We start from the raw sequence: 19,005 nt of genomic DNA on the forward strand, positions 1-19,005 counted from the left end.
ACCCGTCCGGGTGACAGGGGGCCCGTCGTTCGGCGTGCCCCGGCTCAGTTCCCGAGCTCCAGGGTGATCCCACCGTTCGCGGCGCGACCGGCCCGCACCCGGTGCAGTCCGTCCAGGACCAGGTCCGCGACCAGCTCGTCCGGGCCGTGGGTGGTGGTGACGGCCACCGCGGTCATCCCCGCCGCCTGGGCTGCGGCCAGTCCGGCCGGGGCGTCCTCGAAGACCACGCACGCGCTCGGCTCCACCCCGAGCCGGGAGGCCGCGAGCAGGAACGGTTCCGGGTCCGGCTTTCCCCGGACGACGTCGTCGGCGCTGACCACGCACGACGGCTGCATCCCCACCGAGGCCAGCCGCTTCTCGGCCAGGGCGCGGCTCGCCGAGGTGACCACCGCCCAGCGGTCGGCGGGCAGCGCGCCCAGCAGTTCCACCGCCCCGGGGAGGGCGACCACGCCGTCCAGGTCCGCGAGCTCCAACTCCTCCACCCGGCGCACCGCCTGTGCCACCAGGGGGGCCGGCAGCAGGTCGGCCACGATCTCCGCGGTGGGGCGCCCGTGCAACGGCACCGCGGCGAACTCCTCCGCGGTGAGCCGGTACTCCTGGGCCCAGCGGGTCCAGGAGCGAACGGCGGTCGAGGTGGAGTCGATCAGCGTGCCGTCGTTGTCGAACAGCAGTGCCGCGGCGGTGAGAGTGTGCATGACGCGCCAGCGTACGCCGAACGGGTGAATGCCACCGTGACCAGCGGCACGCCGCCTGCCCCCGGGGCGGTGACCCGGGGGGCAGGCGGGTGCGCGGGAAGGCGGTCCGGCTAGGCGCTGGCCGCCAGGGCGCCACCGGAGTCGGTCGCGCTCGGCGCGGCCTCCTTCTCCATGGTCACCAGGTCCAGCCCACGGCCGGCCGGCGCGGTGCCGACCGGCCGGTAACCGAGGCTCCGGTACAGCCGGAGGTTCTGCGCGCTGCGGTGCCCGGTGAACAGCCGGTAGCGCGTGGCCTGGCGTTCCGCGGCGAGCCGGGCCTCGATCGCCTTCAGCAGCCGACCGCCGAGACCGTGCCGGCGCATCCGCGGGTGCACGATGAGCTTGCCGATGGCGGCGGAGCCGTCCTCCTCGACCCTGGCGCGTACCGAGCCGATGACCTCGTCGCCGAGTCTGGCCACCAGCACGTATCCGGTCGCTAGCTCGGCCCGGAGCTCGTCGAGGGTCTGGGTGAGCGGTTCGATGCTGTAGTCGCCGTACAGCTCCGCCTCGCTCTGGTAACAGAGGTACTGGAGTTTGAGGATGGACTCGGCCTCGTGCTCGAGCGCCGGAGAGATGGTCACGCTCATGCCCATGTGCGCTGGCCTCCCTGATTTCGTCCGGACAGAGGTGATGAGGGTGGCCTGTCCGGAACGTTGCCCTGAGTGAGCCGGAACGGTGCGTACCGGCCCTGCGGCGCCAACTGTCGCACGACAGTTCGAAGAAGCGGAGTCGCCGCACGAGCGAACCCCGCACCACCGGGTGCTGTCGATAGCGCCATCATCGGGTGTTTACCGGGGATTACCCCGATGACACCCCAGATCAACCTGTGACACCAGCATTCTGCGCACATGAGCCCCACATCGCGAGCGCATGGCGCCCGGGCGTCCTGTGACATTGCCAACTACCCCCGTGGCGAGGTCCGGTGCGACCTCGACGACTGGGCAGGACATATAGCCATACCGTCTATTTGTCAGATCGACCGCGGGGTCAGGAGGGACCCCGGACCCGCGACGCCCCTGACCGGCGGGAAATGCTGACCCGTCGCTGCGGGTTGACCCGGCATGACTGATTCCCACCGCAGCCGCCTGCGCGTCGAGCCCGGCGCCAAGCGCGTCCGCGCCTACCTCGCCGGTCACCTGGTGGCCGACACCACCCGCCCCGTCCTGGTCTGGGAGGGGCCCCACTACCCCACCTACTACCTGCCGGTCGCTGACGTCCGCACCGAACTGCTCACCGCGAACGACAGGACCAGGCGTTCCCCGAGCCGCGGCGAGGGCAGGCTCCACGACCTCTCCGTCCCGGGCAGGACCGTCCCCGACGCCGCCCTGCGCTACCCCGACTCCCCGGTCCCCGAGCTGAGGGACCTGGTGCGGTTGGACTGGAACGCCATGGACCAGTGGTTCGAAGAGGACGAGGAGGTGTTCGTCCACCCGCGCGACCCGTACACCCGGGTGGACGTGCTGGCCAGCTCCCGTCACGTCAGGGTCGAGGTGGACGGGGTCCTCGTCGCCGAGTCCCGGGCGCCCAGGATCGTGTTCGAGACCGGTCTGCCGCCGCGGTACTACCTGCCCCAGACGGATGTCAGCCTGCACCTGCTCGAGCCGAGCGACACCGTGACCCACTGCCCGTACAAGGGCACCGCCCGCTACGTGTCGGCCCGGCTAGACGGCCGGACGGTCGAGGACATCGCCTGGTCCTACCCGACGCCGCTGCCGGAGAGCCAGAAGATCGCCGGCCTGTTGTCGTTCTACGACAGCAAGGCGGAGGTCTTCGTGGACGGTGAGCTCCAGGGCCGCTGACCGCACGGCGCCCCGGTGACGGCGCTGCCGGGAAGCGCCGGCCACCCGGGCACGGCCGTCGGCCCGACCGCCGCCGGGCGGTCGGGCCGACCAGCGGGGGCTCCGGCGCAGCCCCCGCGTCCATGCCGGTTACCGCTTGGCCTCCGACCAGGCCCGTTGGCGGGCCAGGTCCTCGCGCACCTCGGCCAGTTGCTCCGCCACCCGGTCCGGGGCGGTGCCGCCGCGGCCGTTCCTGGAGGCCAGGGACCCGGGGACGTTCAGCACCGAGCGGACGCCCGGCGTCAGGTGCGGGGAGATCTCGGCGAACTGGGCGTCGGTGAGCTGGTCGAGCTCGAGTCCTTCCGCCTCGCAGACCCGCACGCACTCCCCCGCGACCTCGTGCGCCACCCGGAACGGAACGCCCTGCTTGACCAGCCACTCCGCGACGTCGGTGGCCAGGGAGAAGCCGGCGGGCGCCAGCTCCTCCATCCGCTCGCGGTTGACCGTCAGCGTCGCCACCATCCCGGTGAACGCGGGCAGCAGCACCTCGAGGGTGTCGCAGGAGTCGAAGACCGGCTCCTTGTCCTCCTGCAGGTCGCGGTTGTAGGCGAGCGGGAGCCCCTTCAGCGTCGCCAGCAGTCCCGTCAGGTTCCCGATCAGCCGCCCCGACTTGCCCCGGGCCAGCTCGGCGATGTCCGGGTTCTTCTTCTGCGGCATGATCGACGACCCGGTGGAGTAGGCGTCGTGCAGGGTGACGAACGAGAACTCCTTCGTCGCCCAGATGATCACTTCCTCCGCGATCCGGGAGAGGTCAACGCCGATCATCGCCGTGACGAAGGCGAACTCGGCGACGAAGTCCCGCGAGGCCGTGCCGTCGATGGAGTTGGCCACCGAGCCGCGGGCGAAGCCCAGCTCGGCGGCGACCGCGGTGGGGTCGAGCCCCAGCGAGGAACCGGCGAGCGCTCCCGATCCGTAGGGGGACACCGCGGTGCGCTCGTCCCACTGCCGCAGCCGCTCCGCGTCCCTGCCCAGTGCCTGCGCGTGCGCCAACACGTGGTGGGCGAACAGCACCGGCTGGGCGTGCTGGAGGTGGGTGCGGCCCGGCATCGCGACGCCCGGGTGGGCCTCGGCGAGCCCGACCAGCGCCTCCTGGAGGTCCACCAGCAGCCCGCCGATGATCCGGGCGTGGTCCCGCAGGTACATCCGGAACAGGGTGGCCACCTGGTCGTTCCGGGAGCGCCCGGCCCGCAGCCTGCCTCCCAGGTCCGGCCCGAGCCGCTCCAGCAGCCCCCGCTCCAGGGCGGTGTGCACGTCCTCGTCCGCCTCGGTGCCGGTGAAGGAGCCGTCGGCGACGTCACGTTCGAGCCGGTCGAGCCCGGCGACCATGCGCACCAGCTCGTCCTCGTCGAGCAGCCCGGCCCGGTGCAGCGCCCGGGCGTGGGCCCGCGAGCCCGCGATGTCGTACGGGGCGAGCCGCCAGTCGAAGTGCACCGAGGCCGACAACCGGGCCAGCGCCTCCGCCGGACCGTCGGCGAACCTCCCGCCCCACAGCCGGACCTGGCCGTCGGACGCACCGCTGTCACTCACCACCGTGGACTCCCTACCACTGTCGCGTCGGGGTCGCCGCAGGCGACCGGGAAGATGAACCAGGACCGCCGGGTCACCCGGGCCTCAGCCGAGGTCCCGGCCCGCGGCGATCTTGCTGGAGAGGCCGAAGATCTCGATGAAGCCCTTGGAGAGCGACTGGTCGAAGGTGTCCCCGGTGTCGTACGTGGCGAGGTTGAAGTCGTACAGCGACTGGTCGCTGCGCCGGCCGGTGACCACGGCCCTCCCCCCGTGCAGGGTCATCCGGACGTCCCCGCTGACGTGCTGGTTGGCCTGGTCGACGAACCCGTCCAGGGCCCGCTTCAGCGGCGAGAACCACAGGCCGTCGTAGACCAGCTCGCCCCACCGCTGGTCCACGGTCCGCTTGAACCGGGCCAGCTCCCGCTCGACGGTGACGTTCTCCAGCTCCTGGTGGGCGGTGATCAGGGCGATGGCGCCCGGCGCCTCGTAGATCTCCCTCGACTTGATCCCGACCAGCCGGTCCTCCACCATGTCGATCCGCCCGACGCCCTGGGCCCCGGCCCGCCGGTTGAGCTCCTCGATCGCCTGGAGCACGGTCACCGGCCGGCCGTCGATGGCCACCGGGGCACCGGCCTCGAAGGTGATGACCACCTCGTCGGCCTCCCGCGGCTCGGCCGGGTTCTGGGTGTAGCTGTAGACGTCCTCGATGGGACCGTTCCAGATGTCCTCGAGGAAACCGGTCTCCACGGCCCGCCCGAAGACGTTCTGGTCGATGGAGTACGGGGACTTCTTGGTGGTGGCGATCGGCAGGTTCTTGGACTCGGCGAAGGCGATGGCCCTGTCCCGGGTCATGGCGTAGTCCCGGACCGGGGCGATGCACTTCAGGTCGGGGGCGAGCGAGGAGATCCCGGCCTCGAACCGGACCTGGTCGTTGCCCTTGCCGGTGCAGCCGTGGGCCACCGTGCTGGCCCCGTGCTTCCTGGCCGCGGCCACCAGGTGCTTGACGATGGTGGGCCGGGACAGCGCGGAGACCAGCGGGTACCTGTCCATGTACAGCGCGTTGGCCTTCAGCGCGGGCAGGCAGTACTCCTGCGCGAACTCGTCCCGGGCGTCGGCGACCTCGGCCTCCACCGCCCCACAGGCCAGGGCCCGCTTGCGGATGATCTCCAGGTCCTCGCCGCCCTGACCGACGTCCACCGCGACCGCGACGACCTCGGCGCCGGTCTCCTCGGCGATCCACCCGATGCAGACGGAGGTGTCAAGGCCGCCCGAATAGGCGAGGACGACGCGCTCGGTCACGGGGTGCTCCTTCGTTCGCTGGGTCAGGGCGGGCACGGGGTCGGGGTCCGCCACACGCTGGTTGGCATGAGTATGCAGATCTCTGCATACATTGTCAAAGCGAGGTCCGACCCGGCGCGACGGCAGCACGAAGGGACCACCCGCGCGGGTGCACGGGTGGTCCCGAAGAGGTGTGTCGTGGCGTACCGCGGCCGGGCCCTGCCCACCGTCGCGGCCGCCCGGCGACCGGCGCTACCGCGAGCGCTCCGCCAGCGCCAGCAGGTGGTCCGCGAGGGCCTGGCCGCCCTGGGGGTCGCGACTGACCAGCATCAGCGTGTCATCGCCCGCGATGGTGCCCAGGATGTCGTGGACCTCCGCCTGGTCGATGGCCGAGGCGAAGAACTGGGCGGCGCCCGGTGGAGTGCGCAGCACCACCAGGTTGGCCGAGGCCTCGGCGGAGATCAGGAGCTCACCCGCGAGGCGGGCCATCCGCTCCTCCTTCACCGACTCCCCCAACGGCGCCATGGGCGTGCGGAACCCGCCCTCGGACGGCACCGCGTAGATGAGCTCCCCCTCCGCGTTCCGGATCTTGACCGCACCGAGCTCGTCCAGGTCCCGGGAGAGCGTGGCCTGGGTGACCTGCAACCCGTCGTCCGCGAGCAGCCTGGCGAGCTGGCTCTGGGAACGCACCGGCTGCCGGTTGAGGATGTCAACGATCCTCCCGTGCCGCGCCGTACGGGTCTGCGGGACCGCGGGTCCCTGGTGAGCGTCGGTCATCGTCGTCAGTCCTCGGTTCTTCTCGCCCCGTGTACCCCGTCCAGGAGTCCGGGCAGGACCTGGATCAGCGCATCCACCTCGGCCTCGGAGACGATCAGTGGAGGAGCAAGCCGCACCACGTCCGGTGCCGCGGCGTTCACCAGGAACCCGGCGTCCTGAGCCGCCTGCTGCACCAGCGGTGCCACCGGCTCGGTGAGCACGATACCCAGCAGCAGTCCGGCCCCCCGCACATGGCTCACCAGCGGGTGCCGCAGGCCCTCGACGCCCTGCCTGACCCGTTCCCCGAGGAGCTTGGCCCGGTCGAGCAACCCCTCGGACTCGATGGTGTCGATCACGGCGAGGGCGGCGGCGCAGACGACCGGGTTGCCGCCGAAGGTGGTGCCGTGGTGCCCCCGGGTGAACAGCTCCGCGGCCGGGCCGAACGCCACTGCGGCACCGATCGGGAGTCCCCCGCCGAGGCCCTTGGCGAGGGTCACCACGTCCGGCTCCACCCCGGCCGACTGGTGGGCGAACCAGTGGCCGGTGCGGCCGAACCCGGTCTGGATCTCGTCGAGGACCAGCAGCGCGCCGGCCGAGCGGGTGATCTCCCGGGCCGCCGCCAGATAGCCGTCGGGAGCGGGCACCACGCCGACCTCGCCCTGGATCGGCTCCAGGACCACGGCCGCGGTGTCCGTGGTGACCGCGGCCCGCAGGGCCTCCACGTCGCCGTACGGCACATGGGTCACCTCGCCGGGCAACGGCTCGAACGGGGCCCGCTTGTCCGGCTGGCCGGTGAGCGCGAGCGCCCCCATGGTGCGGCCGTGGAACCCGCCCTCGGCCGCGACCACGTGCCGGCGTCCGGTGAGTCGGCTGAGTTTGAACGCCGCCTCGTTGGCCTCGGCTCCCGAGTTGGCGAGGAAGACCCGCCCCGGGCGGCCGAACAGGTGCAGCAGCCGCTCGGCGAGCTCCACCGGCGGCTGGGCCACGAACAGGTTGGAGACGTGGCCGAGCCGGCCGAACTGGTCGGTCACCGCCCGGGCCACGGCCGGGTGCGCATGGCCGAGCAGGTTGACCGCGAGACCGCCGACGAGGTCCAGGTATGCCTTGCCGTCGGCGTCCCACACCGTGGCGCCGGCCCCGCGCACCAGGGGGACCCTCGGGGTGCCGTAGTTGTTCATCAGGGCACCCTGCCAGCGGGCGGTCAGGGTGGCGTTGGTGACGCCCGCACCGGCGCTGGTCGCCCCGGCGGCCGTGTCGTCCTGCGTGGTCATGCCGGTCCCTCCTCGTCCGGGACGACCTGGGTCCCGATCCCCTCGTTGGTGAACACCTCGAGCAGCAGCGCGTGCGGCACCCGTCCGTCCAGCACGTGCGCCTTGCCCACCCCGGCGCGGACCGCGCGCAGGCAGCCCTCCATCTTCGGCACCATGCCGCTGGCCAGTTCGGGCAGGAGCTTCTCCAGTTCGCTGACGGTGAGCTGGCTGATCACCTCGTCGCTGTGCGGCCAGTCCGCGTACAGTCCCTCGACGTCGGTGAGCACGACCAGCTTCTCCGCGCCGAGCGCGGCGGCGAGCGTGGCGGCGGCGGTGTCGGCGTTGATGTTGTAGACCTGTCCGTCCGTTCCCCGGGCGATGCTGGAGATCACCGGGATGCGGCCGTCGGCGAGCAGCGCGGTGACGGCCCCGGTGTCCACCTCGGTGACGTCGCCGACCAGGCCGATGTCCACCCGCTCGCCGTCCACCTCGGCCCACCGCCGCACCGCGGTCATGGTGTGCGCGTCCTCGCCGGTCATGCCGACGGCGAACGGCCCGTGCTCGTTGAGCAGGCCGACGAGCTCCCGCTGCACCTGCCCCGCGAGCACCATCCGGACCACGTCCATGGTCTCCGGGGTGGTGACCCGCAGCCCGGCGGTGAACGTGGACTCCAGGCCGAGCCGGTCCAACTGGGCACTGATCTGCGGCCCGCCGCCGTGCACGACCACGGGCTTCAGCCCGGCGTACCGCAGGAAGACGACGTCCTGGGCGAAGGCCCGCTTCAGTTCCTCGTCCACCATGGCGTTGCCGCCGAACTTGATCACGACCCGGGTGCCGTGGAACCGCTCCAGCCAGGGCAGCGCCTCGATCAGGGTGTGTGCCTTGGGCAGCGCGGTGTGGTTGCGCGTGGTGCGGCGCGGGGCGTCGGGCGCGGGGGCCGCCGGCCGCTCGGAAGGGGACTGGTGGGTGGCCGTCATGACGAGTAGGCGCTGTTCTCGTGGACGTAGTCGGCGGTCAGGTCGTTGGTCCAGATCACCGCGGACTCGCTGCCCGCGGCCAGGTCGGCGGTGATCCGCACCTCGCGGAAGCGCATGTCCACCAGCTCCCGGTCCTCCCCGACGGAGCCGCCCTTGCACACCCACACGCCGTTGATCGCCACACTGAGCTGATCGGGGTCGAAGGTGGCGGAGGTGGTGCCGATCGCGGAGAGCACCCGCCCCCAGTTGGGGTCCTCGCCGTGCACCGCGCACTTCAGCAGGTTGTTGCGGGCGACGGACCGCCCCACCTCGACCGCGTCGTCCTCGCTCGCCGCGTTGACGACCTCGATCCGGATGTCCTTGGAGGCCCCCTCGGCGTCACCGATGAGCTGGTGGGCGAGGTCGGCGCAGACCGCGCGCACCGCCTCGGCGAACGCCCCGGCGTCGGGGGTGACCCCGGAGGCACCCGAGGCGAGGAGCAGCACCGTGTCGTTGGTGGACATGCAGCCGTCGGAGTCGATCCGGTCGAAGGTGGTGCGGGTGGCCGAACGCAGGGCCAGGTCGAGGGTCTCCGGGTCGGCGACCGCGTCGGTGGTGAGCACCACCAGCATGGTGGCGAGGCCCGGGGCCAGCATCCCGGCGCCCTTGGCCATGCCGCCGACGGTCCAGCCGTCGCCGGCCGCCACCGCGGTCTTGGCGACGGTGTCGGTGGTCATGATCGCCAGGGCGGCCTTCTCCCCGCCGTGCTCGCTGAGGTCGGCGACGGCGGCGTCGAGGCCGGCCAGCAGCCGGTCCATGGGCAGCGGGACGCCGATCAGGCCGGTGGAGCAGACCGCGACCTCGCCGGCGCTGTGGCCGAGCAGCGCTGCGGCCCGCTCGGCGGTGGCGTGGGTGTCCTGGAAGCCCCGGGGTCCCGTGCAGGCGTTGGCCCCGCCGGAGTTGAGCACCACCGCGGAGACCTGCCCGCCCTTGAGGACCTGCTCGGACCAGAGCACCGGGGCGGCCTTGACGCGGTTGGTGGTGAACACGCCGGCGGCGGCGAGCGACGGGCCGTCATTGACCACCAGGGCCAGGTCGGCGCCTCCGGACTCCTTGATCCCGGCGGCGATGCCGCAGGCCCGGAAGCCCCGGGCGGCCGTGACGCTCATGGTGCGACTCCGATCGTGGAAAGTCCCGTTCCCTCGGGGATGCCGAGGGCGATGTTCAGGCTCTGCACCGCGCCGCCCGCGGTGCCCTTGGTCAGGTTGTCGATGGCGCTGATCGCCACCACGCGTCCCGCCGCCCCGTCCAGGGCGACCTGCACCAGGGCGGTGTTGCTGCCGTGCACCGCGGCGGTGGACGGCCACTGTCCCTCCGGGAGCAGCCGGACGAACGGCTCGCCCTCCAGCGCCTGCGCGTAGGCGTCGCGCACGGAGCGTGCGGTGGCACCGGGGCGGGCCGGCGCCGAGCAGGTGGCGAGGATGCCGCGGGTCATCGGGGCCAGGGTGGGGGTGAACGAGACGGTGACCGGTTCGCCGGCCACCTCGGTGAGGTTCTGCACCATCTCGGGGGTGTGCCGGTGGACTCCGCCCACCCCGTACGGGCTCATCGCGCCCATCACCTCCGAGCCCAGCAGGTGCGGCTTGGGCGCGCGTCCCGCGCCCGAGGTGCCGGAGGCGGCCACCACCACGACGTCCGGTTCGACGAGCCCGGCGGCGAAGGCGGGGAACAGGGCGAGGGTGACCGCGGTCGGGTAGCAGCCGGGGACCGCGATCCGCGACGAGCCCTTCAGCGCCGCCCGCGCACCGGGCAGCTCGGGCAGCCCGTAGGGCCACGTCCCGGCGTGCGGGCTTCCGTAGAACGCCTCCCAGGCGCCGGGGTCACGGAGCCGGAAGTCGGCTCCGCAGTCCACCACGACCACATCGGGCCCCAGCGCCTCGGCCACCGCCGCGGACTGTCCGTGCGGCAGGGCGAGGAAGACCACGTCGTGTCCGGCCAGGGTCCGCGCCGAGGTGTCCCGCAGCACCCGGTCGGCCAACGGCACCAGGTGGGGCTGGAGTTCACCGAGGCTTCGCCCGGCGTTGCCGCCGCCGGTCAGGGCGCCGATTTCGATCTCGGGGTGCCCGAGCAGCAGGCGGAGCACCTCTCCGCCCGCGTAGCCACTCGCTCCGGCGACCGCCGCCTGCCACGTCATGTTGCCCTCCCTCTGGAGGGCATGACTATACGGTTCAATGCAGCACTATGCAATGACAAGATCGTGGACGCCTTCACCGGGCTGACCAGCTCGCCAGGAGCATCGACACCGGGCAACCGATCCGAGCATGATGTTGATCTTCGGCACCCAGAGGGACGGCCAAGGCCGCCGGCGCCTCCGCTTCACCCGCCCAGGCCACGCAGGTCAGCCATCTTGACCCTCGCCACCACCGCATCGCCCTCACGCACCAACTCGCCACCCACTCCTGTGAGAAGCCGTTGCGCGGCGGCGTTGTCCACCTTCGTGCTCGCGAACACCGAATCGAATCCCTCAGCGCACGCCAAGTCCAGAAGCTGATGGAGCACCGCACGTCCGACGCCGCTCCCGCGATGAGAACGGCCGATCCAAACCCCCACCTCGACCGCACGCCTCACCGGATCCTCCATCGGGCACAGCCGCGCAGCCCCCACCACTGTCTTCCCCACGACGATGGCATAGGTGCTCTCCACCGGCTCTGCAGAAAGTGACCTCGACTGGTGGAACCTCAAGAAGGCCACCCGTCGCTCGCTGGTCCACCCAGAAGGTCCTGCCACCGGAGGCATCACCTCACGCGGGTCGGCATCGGCGACAGCGGCCTCCAACAGTTCCTGCAGTAGATCCTCATCGAGTCGCTGGAGCACGACATCAGAGCGCATCCCCGCATCCTGCGATCCGCTGGACCCAACCGACCCTGCGCCCTTCTCAGCGCACCGCAGATACTCCTTGGGAAGCCTGACGTTGGTGCTTGCGCGCAAACGCAGCATGTCCCTCCGGTCCTTCTCGGTGGGCTCATAACCGAGGTGACACTGCACCTGGGTCGCCGCGTCGACGCACTGAACCTCGTGTCCGCCGATCATCCCAGTCGTCGGAGGCGGGTAGTGGAACCTCTCGTTACCCGGGAGGAGCTGATAGCCGCCCTCCCCAGACGACCCGGTGATGGGATGCAGGTCGATCTCCCGGCCCGCACCGTCCGCGACGGCCAGTGCAGTGGGCAGCCAGTCGCGCACGACCTCGGTGAACCCTGCCTCGGCCAGGATGGTCCGAACGACATCAAGCTCGTCCGAGAGGACGACGAGGTCAAGATCCGAATGAGCTCGGGTCGTCTCACCGACAAGGGCGTCCACCCCCCAACCGCCGTCCACCCAGACCGTCGCTCCCGCATTCGCCAACAGGTGCAGTACGTCGAGCACATCGGGTTCACTGAGCACGGGTGGCACTCTGACAGCCACGACGCCCCGCCGCCACCGAGATTCACCACTACCGCTGCGGACAGCACGGCCCGTCCGATGTCCTTCGGGGTCACCTATCGACCCTCGCCGGGGCCAACATCGAGGCTTCGCAAGCTGCTGACCACCGGCTACCGAAAGTCGCGGGGCCACCTATCAGTCTTCGTCACACCGGGCTGAGACTGAGCGCTTCACCTGGCGGGTGAGGCTTGAGGTGGCGGGAGAGGCAACAGTTGTCCTTCTCACCTGCGGTGCCCCTCGGGAAAGTGGTCCGGAAGGCCGTGCCGGTCGGGTGTGGTGGGGGCATGGCCGAGCTGCGGTTCCTCATCCGCGACGACGGCGACGAGGACCACGCTCCCGACTTCCCGGTGCCGCCGCCCGGGACCGCGGTGCTGATCGACGTCCGGCCCGCTGACCTGGTCGAGGCGAAGGACGCGGTGAGGTTCGCCGTCCGCGGCGGTTCGGTGAGCCGGTGGACGCCACCTCGTTGTCGGCGGCGGCCCGGGCACATGCCGTTCCCCTGCTCTGGCATCGCCGGTTGGCGATGGATCCGGCCCAGCCGTTGAGTGATGCCGCGTGGATCCACCCGATGGGGAGGCGGTGATACACGACGGACGCCACGGTCGTGGAACGCCGATCTGAAGGATCACGGCCTGGCCAGGGCCCGGATCTGGACGGCGCACCTGCTGCCGGTGCTTCTGGAACGGCTCACCGCACGGACCCCGGTCACCGAGTGGCCGACGCGGATGACCGCCGAGCAGAAGACCGCGCCTGCATGTTGACCCGAGCCCGCGCAGCCGCGGCCGACCGGCCGGCTGCCCCGCTGAGTGCACTTCCTCCGCCGGCCGAGCGGGCCGAGATGGCCAATGCCACCCGGCGCCGCCCCGCTCCCTTGAGCACCACCGCGAGACCCGGGGAAGGGCCTGCTCCAGTGATCGCGGGGTACTGGCTGCGGTCGTGCGCGTCGCCACCACGGGCTGCGCCTGGCAGCAGCTGACGTCCGCATCTTCGGCACGTACGGCCAGGCACATCCGGACGCGGGGCCCGCACAGTGAACTCGGCCCTCTGGCTGGCCACGGCGGGAGCCGGGGGAACGTAACCTGCCTGGGGGCACGGGACGTTGGCGCCGACACGGGTGCTGGGTGGGGAAGGGGGCCGGGTGGAGCCGCTGAGGGCCGGGGACCCGGAGAAGGTGGGTGGGTTCGGGTTGCGGGGCCGGCTGGGTGCAGGCGGGATGGGCGAGGTGTTCCTGGGCTGGTCGCCGGGTGGGAAGGCGGTGGCCGTGAAGGTGGTGCATCCGCATCTGGCGCGGCAGGGGGAGTTCCGGCGGCGGTTCGCGCGGGAGGTGGCGGCAGCGCGGGCGGTAAGCGGGGCGTTCACGGCTCCGGTGATGGCCGCCGGGCCGGACGACGACCGGCCGTGGATCGCGACCGTCTACGTTCCGGGGCCCACTCTGGCGGAAGCGGTCGGTGTGGCCGGGCCGTTGCCCGAAGGCGCGGTGTGGCGGATGGCGGCGGGGCTGGTGGAGGCGTTGCAGGCCATTCACGCGGTGGGGGTGCTGCACCGCGATCTGAAGCCATCGAACGTGCTGGTGGCCGCCGACGGGCCGCGGGTGATCGATTTCGGGATCGCGCGGACGCTGGAGGACACCGCACTGACGGCTACCGGCCTGGTGGTGGGGACGGCGGGCTTCATGGCGCCCGAGCAGGCCGAGGGCGGCGAAGTCGGCCCGGCCGGCGATGTGTTCGCGCTGGGGGCAGTGATCGCCTTCGCCGCCACGGGGGCCGGGCCCTTCGGGGAGGGCCCGCCACTGGCGGTGCTCCACCGGGTGGTCAACGGGCGGCCCCGGCTGGACGGGCTCACGGGACCGCTGCGCGAACTGGTCGACGCGTGCCTCGCGAAGGACTCCCGCGAACGGCCCACGCTCACAGCGTTGCTGGAGCGGATCGGCGCGCACTGGGAGCCGACGGACGACTTCCCCGGCGTCTCTCCCTGGCCGGACGCCGTCACCACCCTCATCCAGCGGCACGCCACACCCCAGACCGCCCCCTACACCGAAGCCGCCGGGGCCACGGCGCCGCCGGACGGCGAACGGGACACGGCGCGTCCGGCCATCGTCGGCATCGACTTCGGCACGGCGAACTCGACCGTCGCCGCCCTGGAAGCCGGCGAGGTCCGGCTGATCCCCAACGCCCTGGGCGCGCATTCCACTCCCAGTCTGGTGGCCCTCACCGCCGAGGGGGACGTCCTCGTCGGCACGGCCGCCGAGCGGCAGGCCCTCACCAACCCCGGCTACACCGCGCGCGCTGCCAAGCTGAAGCTGGGCACCAGCTGGCGTGTCACGCGGGGCGACATCCGGCTCACCGCCGAGGACGTCGCCGGGCTGCTCCTCGCCCGCCTGCGCCAGGACGCCGAGGCCCACCTCGGCAGGCCGCTCACCGGCGCGGTGCTGGCGGTGCCATCCAGCTTCCCTCGCGAACAGCGGGCCGCGCTGGTCGCGGCCGGTGAACGGGCCGGGCTCAACGTCCTGCGGCTGATCAATGAGCCCTCGGCCGTGGCGATGGCCTACAGCCCGCACCGGGTCGACCAGACCTGTCTGATCTTCGATCTCGGCGCGGGCACCCTCGACGTCGCCCTGATCGCTCTCGGCGACGGCGTCGTGGAGGTGAGGGCCGCCGCCGGCGACAGCCGGCTCGGCGGCGACGACTGGGACCTGCGGATCGTCGAGCACCTGACCGACCGCGTACGGCTGCGGCACGGCGTGGACCTCACCGGCGACGTTGCCGCGGCCCAGCGGCTGCGCCAGGCGGCCGAGGCGGCGAAGATCGAGCTGTCGGTGGCGCGCACCACGACCGTCAGGCTGCCCCACCTCGCCACCGGACCTGACGGTCCCGTCCACCTCGAAGAGGAGCTGACCCGCGAGGAGTTCGAGACGCTCACCCGGGAACTGCTGGAACGCTGCCGAACCCCTGTCGAACACGTCCTCGCCGACGCCGAGCACACGCTCGCCGACATCGACCGGGTCGTCCTGACGGGCGGCGCCGCCCGGATGCCCGCGGTGGGCGACCTGATCCGCCGGCTCACGGACGGCCGTGAGCCCTACCGGGGCCTGATCCCCGGGGCTGTCGCCAGCGGCGCCGGTGTTCAGGCGGGCGTCCTGGCTGGTGAGGTGAAGGACGTGCTCCTCATGGACGTCACCCCCCACTCGATCGGCATCGAAACCAACGAGGGGACCACGAGGAAGCTGATCGAGCGGAACACGACGATCCCCACGACGCGCTCCGAGATCTTCACCACGCACACGGACCACCAGCCCACGGCGGTGGTCCACGTCGTGGAGGGCGAGCGGGAGGACGCGGCGAGCAACCGGACCCTTGCGGTCCTCGAGATCGCCCTGCCACCCGCTCCCCGCGGCGTGCCGCTGATCGAGGTGACGGCCAGCTGCGACGCCAACGACATTCTCCGCATCAGGGTCAAGGACCTGGGCACGGGCAATGGGACGACCGCCACCGTCGACCTGGCGACGATGGAACGGGCGGCCGCGCTCCGCCGCTCCTCCGGCTGGGCCAGCCTGCGCCGTCTCGCCCTTGCGACTCACCCGGGGGCCTTCTAAGTGGTCGGCGCTGGAAGTCCTTCGGGGATTGATCAGCTAGTCAGGGCGGCGGGGGGCTTCTTGTCGACCGCGGGCGCGCCTCCAGAGTGGCTTCACGCTGATGGGGCGGTGGTGCTTGTGGTGGCCCAGGGTCTCAGGTGGCGGGCGGGGTTGTCGTGTGGCGAGTCTGCTGGATCAGGACGGTGGTGGCGCGTTCCAGGAGTTCGCAGAGTGAGGCGTGTTCGGAGGGTGTGAACGCTTCGGTGAGCGCGCGCTCAAGGATGATCACCTCCTGGTAGGCGCGGTCCAGCAGCGTCTGGCCCTCATCGGTGAGTGTGGCGATCTGCACCTTGGCGTGCACGGGGGACGTCTCGCGGCGGATGAGTTCCTTGGTCTCCATGTTGGTCAGCACGCTGCTCATGCTCTGCTGCGTGACCCCGCAGGAGCGGGCCAGCTGGGCGCCGGACATGCCGCCTTCGCGCGAGAGGAACAGCAGAACGGTGTACTGCGTCATGGTCAGCCCGTAGGCACGCAGCACTGCCTCGTGGTGCGCCATCAACGCCTGCTCCGACCGCCTGATCCGGGTGCAGAGGTCGTTCTCGATCGGGGCTTCCACGGCGCACTCCTTCAATTCACAGATTCATGGGTTGACTCAGGAACCTTATATACATAGGTTCTCAACTGTAAGGATACTGAGTCAACACAAAGGGCTGTAACCATGAAGGCTGCCGTTCTCGACACTGATGACCACTACCGGGTCACCGAACTTGATGAGCCCACCCCCGGCCCCGGCCAGGTGGCGATCCGGGTCGCCTACGCCGGGATCCAGTGGGGCGACACCATGGTCCGGGACGGCCACTTCCCCGTGCCGCGCCCCTTCGTCCCTGGCTTCGAGGCGTCCGGACACATCACCGCGGTCGGCGAGGGCGTCGACGCAAGCCGTGTCGGTGAGCCGGTCACCGCACTGACCATGGCAGGCGCCTACGCCGAGGTGGTCCTGGCGCCCGCCGTGCTCACGTTGAACATCGGCGACTTGCCGCTGCGGACGGCCGCAGGTCTCGGATGGGGCGCACCGACCGCCTACGACCTGATCAACACCGCCGCGCATGTGCGGCCTGGTGAGCGCGTGCTGATCCACGCCGCCGCCGGCTCAGTCGGCACGCTCGCCATCCAGTTCGCCCGACTGGCCGGGGCCGACCGGATCGTCGGCGTGGTCGGCACTGCCGGCAGGGCCGACCACGCCGCCCAGTTTGGATACGACCAGCTCCTGCTGCGCGAGGACTTCCCGGCCAAGCTCGGCGACGACAAGTTCGACGTGATCCTCGATCCCGTCGGCGGCGCGACCCGCCACGCCGGCCTCGTCGAGCAGCTCGCACCGCACGGCCGACTGGTGGCGTACGGCAACCTCGCCACGTACGAACCTGTCCTGGCCAACGCCAACGACCTGCTCACGCACGGCAAATCGCTCCTGACCTACAACAGCAACCTGCTCAGCCAGACCCACCCCAAGCGACTCGCCGACAGTGCCCGCCGTGCACTCGGCCTCGTCGCCGACGGCCAGGTCCGCACGGACATCACCGCCGAGTACGACCTCGCAGACCTGGCCATGGCCGTGCAGCGCCTCGCCGAGGGCGCAACCCATGGCAAGAGCATCCTCCGCATCGCCTGACGACATCCCTGCTGGGCAGCAGCCTTGGCCGCTGCCCAGCCTGCCGGTGCCCCACACAGCCACACCCTCCGAAAGATGGGCCGCCCTCCGTCCATGCCCGCATGTTCCGCCGTGCCCGTGGAACTGACCGCCTCCGAGCGCCACCGGCTCAAGAAGATGGCTTACGGCCACAAGACCCCGTACCAGACCCGCCAGCGGGCGACGATCGTGCTCCTGGCGGCACGAGGCTGCTCCAACGCCCGGATCGCCACCGAAACCCGCCTGCATGTGGACACCGTGCGCCGCTGGCGCGGCCGGTTCGCGGTCGGCCGAGTGCCCGCCCTGGCCGACCGCAAGCGATCCGGGCGGCCACCGACGTTCACCGGGCTGCAGGTCGCCGAAGTCAAGGCCCTGGCCTGCCAGTTATCCTCCGAGTCCAAAACCCCGCTCTCGCGCTGGTCATGCCCCGAGCTCGCGCGAGGCCGTCACCCGGGCCATCACCGAGACGATCTCCGCCTCCACAGTACGGCGCTGGCTCAAGGGCGACGCCCTCAAGCCCTGGCAACACCGCTCCTGGATCTTCATTCGCGACCCGAACTTCCGCGCCACGGCCCAACGAGTCCTGGACCTGTATGCGCGCATCTTCGACGGCGCCCCGCTCGACGACGAAGTCCGGGACCGGCTCCGAGCATTCGAAGACCGCTACAACGCCATGGCACAGCCGTTCCAGTGGAGGTTCACCACCACCGACCTGGACGATCTGCTGGCCAGACTCGACCGGCACACACTGACCGACCGACTGGAAGAATCCTCCACCGCACTCGCAGCATGATCAACCCCCGAAGGACTTCAGGAGGCGACCACTAAGGCTCTTCTCACGCGGTCAGTCGGCGGTGGCAGACAAGGGGGGCAGGGGATTCCGCTGAAGGCGTCTGAGGGACGGCGGCAGCCGCCGAGCCAGGCCATGGTGTCCGGTCCAACGCCGCGGGAGCCGGGTTCCTCAAGGACCAAGCGGTGGAGCTTGCCCCAGACTTCCGGCATTCGTCCACTCGGCGAACCACCGGTGAGCCATTGCGCCGGAGCGTCACGCATGGCGGAACCCGCCAACTGAGGCGCTCAGTCTCAGATGGTCGGAACCTGGCCGTGCGTGTGGGAACCGAGGAAGTGAGGCGGACACTGATGACCCGATCCGGTGGCTGTCTTGTCGGTGCCGCGGTCTACGCTTCCCCGCACTGGGCCGGACGGAGATCGTGAGGGACTCGCGGCCATGGGGGGCGGGTGTGGAAGGTCCCCGGCATCCGGCTCGGGACCGGAATGGGATCCGTGTCCCCGCCCCCCACCCAGCCACCCACGGTCCGGAGCTGATCTTCGACGAACAGGTGACCGGTACGGCGAGCAGACGTGCGACCGGTGCCTGTGCACGGGCCGGGCGCTCAGTCCGTGGCGCCCTCCAGCGGAAGGCGGTCCCGGTGGTGCTCCGACTCCAGCCACGCCTCCTTCACGAAGAGCGGACGCGTGAGCCGCGCTTCGCCGACCCGTTGGTCACGTAGCAGGATCCCGAGGTCGGTCAGGGCGAGCGATGCGTCCGGTGTGAACAGGATCCGGTGCCCGTGCTCTGCGGCATGGTCCAGAAGAAACCGCTGGCCCCGCCCCGAATCGCTTCCTGCCAGAGGGAAGCCGGCCAGCCAGACCTGCGGACCGATGACGGCGTCCAGCCCGACGCACGCAAGCCGGCCGGCGTCGTAGAACGCCTTCACCCCGTCCGGGAAGTCCTCCTGACCATACGGGCCACCAACCCGTGAGTCCGGCTCGGGAACCAGCAGCGCCTCGGCGACCTCCGCTGTGGACATCCCGAAGAGCAACGGCCCCACACCGATGTCGGGCCGCAGCTCCCACCGCTCCCGCTCACCGACCACGCTCACCCGCCCGCTCCCAACTGTGGCCCACCACCTGCCCAAGTGCTCGGCGGGACCAATGAGATCTGCCAC

General features: G+C 71.2%; 16 protein-coding genes and 1 pseudogene. 5 read left to right on the top strand and 12 right to left on the bottom strand.

Translation table 11 applies throughout. The features are described 5' to 3' along the window. Positions 1-44 precede the first annotated feature (44 nt). Together A3IG_RS0103890 and A3IG_RS0103895 are read right to left on the bottom strand one after the other, a co-directional pair. On the bottom strand, positions 45-695 hold the full coding sequence (locus A3IG_RS0103890; RefSeq protein WP_018382229.1) for an HAD-IA family hydrolase: 651 nt from the start codon (positions 693-695) through the stop codon (positions 45-47). Positions 696-805: 110 nt separating this feature from the next. Next, the gene (locus A3IG_RS0103895) at positions 806-1,327 is read right to left on the bottom strand and encodes a GNAT family N-acetyltransferase (RefSeq protein ID WP_018382230.1); all 522 of its coding nucleotides are present in this window, start codon (positions 1,325-1,327) and stop codon (positions 806-808) included. Positions 1,328-1,795: 468 nt separating this feature from the next. Between A3IG_RS0103895 and A3IG_RS0103900 the strand changes: the two genes are divergently transcribed. Next, entirely contained in the window at positions 1,796-2,533 is a 738-nt protein-coding gene (locus A3IG_RS0103900; protein WP_018382231.1) for a DUF427 domain-containing protein, read from the top strand. 129 nt (positions 2,534-2,662) lie between these two features. Here A3IG_RS0103900 and argH read toward each other — a convergent pair whose 3' ends face one another. The 8 genes from argH to A3IG_RS34080 all read right to left on the bottom strand — a co-directional run bounded on the left by argH (position 2,663) and on the right by A3IG_RS34080 (position 11,759). Further along, on the bottom strand, positions 2,663-4,102 hold the full coding sequence (gene argH, locus A3IG_RS0103905) for an argininosuccinate lyase (protein ID WP_018382232.1): 1,440 nt from the start codon (positions 4,100-4,102) through the stop codon (positions 2,663-2,665). A gap of 81 nt (positions 4,103-4,183) precedes the next feature. Then, positions 4,184-5,377, bottom strand: a complete 1,194-nt coding sequence (locus A3IG_RS0103910; protein ID WP_026219868.1) for an argininosuccinate synthase — start codon at positions 5,375-5,377, stop codon at positions 4,184-4,186. A 231-nt stretch (positions 5,378-5,608) separates the two neighbouring features. Further along, entirely contained in the window at positions 5,609-6,133 is a 525-nt protein-coding gene (locus A3IG_RS0103915; RefSeq protein ID WP_018382234.1) for an arginine repressor, read from the bottom strand. 5 nt (positions 6,134-6,138) lie between these two features. Continuing rightward, positions 6,139-7,383, bottom strand: coding sequence for an acetylornithine transaminase (locus A3IG_RS0103920; RefSeq protein ID WP_018382235.1), 1,245 nt, complete (start codon positions 7,381-7,383; stop codon positions 6,139-6,141). Continuing rightward, positions 7,380-8,339 carry an acetylglutamate kinase gene (gene argB / locus A3IG_RS0103925; protein ID WP_018382236.1) on the bottom strand — a complete coding sequence of 320 codons (960 nt, stop codon included), beginning with the start codon at positions 8,337-8,339 and terminating at the stop codon, positions 7,380-7,382. The genes A3IG_RS0103920 and argB overlap by 4 nt, the downstream gene beginning before the upstream one ends. Beyond that, positions 8,336-9,487 carry a bifunctional glutamate N-acetyltransferase/amino-acid acetyltransferase ArgJ gene (gene argJ, locus A3IG_RS0103930; RefSeq protein WP_018382237.1) on the bottom strand — a complete coding sequence of 384 codons (1,152 nt, stop codon included), beginning with the start codon at positions 9,485-9,487 and terminating at the stop codon, positions 8,336-8,338. Before argJ ends, argB begins: the two co-directional genes overlap by 4 nt. After that, positions 9,484-10,512 carry an N-acetyl-gamma-glutamyl-phosphate reductase gene (gene argC / locus A3IG_RS0103935; RefSeq protein ID WP_018382238.1) on the bottom strand — a complete coding sequence of 343 codons (1,029 nt, stop codon included), beginning with the start codon at positions 10,510-10,512 and terminating at the stop codon, positions 9,484-9,486. Before argC ends, argJ begins: the two co-directional genes overlap by 4 nt. Positions 10,513-10,694: 182 nt before the next feature. Then, the gene (locus A3IG_RS34080) at positions 10,695-11,759 is read right to left on the bottom strand and encodes a GNAT family N-acetyltransferase (RefSeq protein ID WP_158676899.1); all 1,065 of its coding nucleotides are present in this window, start codon (positions 11,757-11,759) and stop codon (positions 10,695-10,697) included. Positions 11,760-12,082: 323 nt separating this feature from the next. Between A3IG_RS34080 and A3IG_RS0103950 the strand changes: the two genes are divergently transcribed. Both A3IG_RS0103950 and A3IG_RS31740 read left to right on the top strand, forming a co-directional pair. Next, positions 12,083-12,343, top strand: coding sequence for a hypothetical protein (locus tag A3IG_RS0103950; RefSeq protein ID WP_018382240.1), 261 nt, complete (start codon positions 12,083-12,085; stop codon positions 12,341-12,343). A gap of 593 nt (positions 12,344-12,936) precedes the next feature. Next, complete coding sequence (locus A3IG_RS31740; protein ID WP_018382241.1) at positions 12,937-15,390, top strand: Hsp70 family protein; 2,454 nt, start codon at positions 12,937-12,939, stop codon at positions 15,388-15,390. A gap of 133 nt (positions 15,391-15,523) precedes the next feature. Here the strand turns inward: A3IG_RS31740 and A3IG_RS0103960 are convergent, their stop codons facing one another. Further along, complete coding sequence (locus tag A3IG_RS0103960; protein WP_018382242.1) at positions 15,524-15,985, bottom strand: MarR family winged helix-turn-helix transcriptional regulator; 462 nt, start codon at positions 15,983-15,985, stop codon at positions 15,524-15,526. Positions 15,986-16,087: 102 nt separating this feature from the next. Between A3IG_RS0103960 and A3IG_RS0103965 the strand changes: the two genes are divergently transcribed. Next, positions 16,088-17,038 (top strand): quinone oxidoreductase family protein, encoded by a 951-nt coding sequence (locus A3IG_RS0103965; protein WP_018382243.1) that lies wholly within the window; start codon positions 16,088-16,090, stop codon positions 17,036-17,038. A gap of 156 nt (positions 17,039-17,194) precedes the next feature. Further along, positions 17,195-17,485, top strand: a pseudogene (locus A3IG_RS34945) (helix-turn-helix domain-containing protein); the annotation flags it as partial. Positions 17,486-18,450: 965 nt separating this feature from the next. Here A3IG_RS34945 and A3IG_RS0103980 read toward each other — a convergent pair. Next, positions 18,451-18,939 carry a hypothetical protein gene (locus A3IG_RS0103980; protein WP_018382246.1) on the bottom strand — a complete coding sequence of 163 codons (489 nt, stop codon included), beginning with the start codon at positions 18,937-18,939 and terminating at the stop codon, positions 18,451-18,453. Between the last annotated feature and the right edge of the window lie 66 nt (positions 18,940-19,005).

This window comes from Wenjunlia vitaminophila DSM 41686, assembly GCF_000380165.1.
Lineage (GTDB): Bacteria > Actinomycetota > Actinomycetes > Streptomycetales > Streptomycetaceae > Wenjunlia > Wenjunlia vitaminophila.

Excerpts from the sequence above, each read along its gene's own strand:
- A3IG_RS0103890 (WP_018382229.1), bottom strand. The coding sequence starts at position 695 with ATGCACACTCTCACCGCCGCGGCACTGCTGTTCGACAACGACGGCACG.
- A3IG_RS0103895 (WP_018382230.1), bottom strand. The coding sequence starts at position 1,327 with ATGGGCATGAGCGTGACCATCTCTCCGGCGCTCGAGCACGAGGCCGAG.
- A3IG_RS0103900 (WP_018382231.1), top strand. The coding sequence starts at position 1,796 with ATGACTGATTCCCACCGCAGCCGCCTGCGCGTCGAGCCCGGCGCCAAG.
- A3IG_RS0103915 (WP_018382234.1), bottom strand. The coding sequence starts at position 6,133 with ATGACCGACGCTCACCAGGGACCCGCGGTCCCGCAGACCCGTACGGCG.
- A3IG_RS0103920 (WP_018382235.1), bottom strand. The coding sequence starts at position 7,383 with ATGACCACGCAGGACGACACGGCCGCCGGGGCGACCAGCGCCGGTGCG.
- argB (WP_018382236.1), bottom strand. The coding sequence starts at position 8,339 with ATGACGGCCACCCACCAGTCCCCTTCCGAGCGGCCGGCGGCCCCCGCG.
- argJ (WP_018382237.1), bottom strand. The coding sequence starts at position 9,487 with ATGAGCGTCACGGCCGCCCGGGGCTTCCGGGCCTGCGGCATCGCCGCC.
- argC (WP_018382238.1), bottom strand. The coding sequence starts at position 10,512 with ATGACGTGGCAGGCGGCGGTCGCCGGAGCGAGTGGCTACGCGGGCGGA.
- A3IG_RS0103950 (WP_018382240.1), top strand. The coding sequence starts at position 12,083 with ATGGCCGAGCTGCGGTTCCTCATCCGCGACGACGGCGACGAGGACCAC.
- A3IG_RS0103965 (WP_018382243.1), top strand. The coding sequence starts at position 16,088 with ATGAAGGCTGCCGTTCTCGACACTGATGACCACTACCGGGTCACCGAA.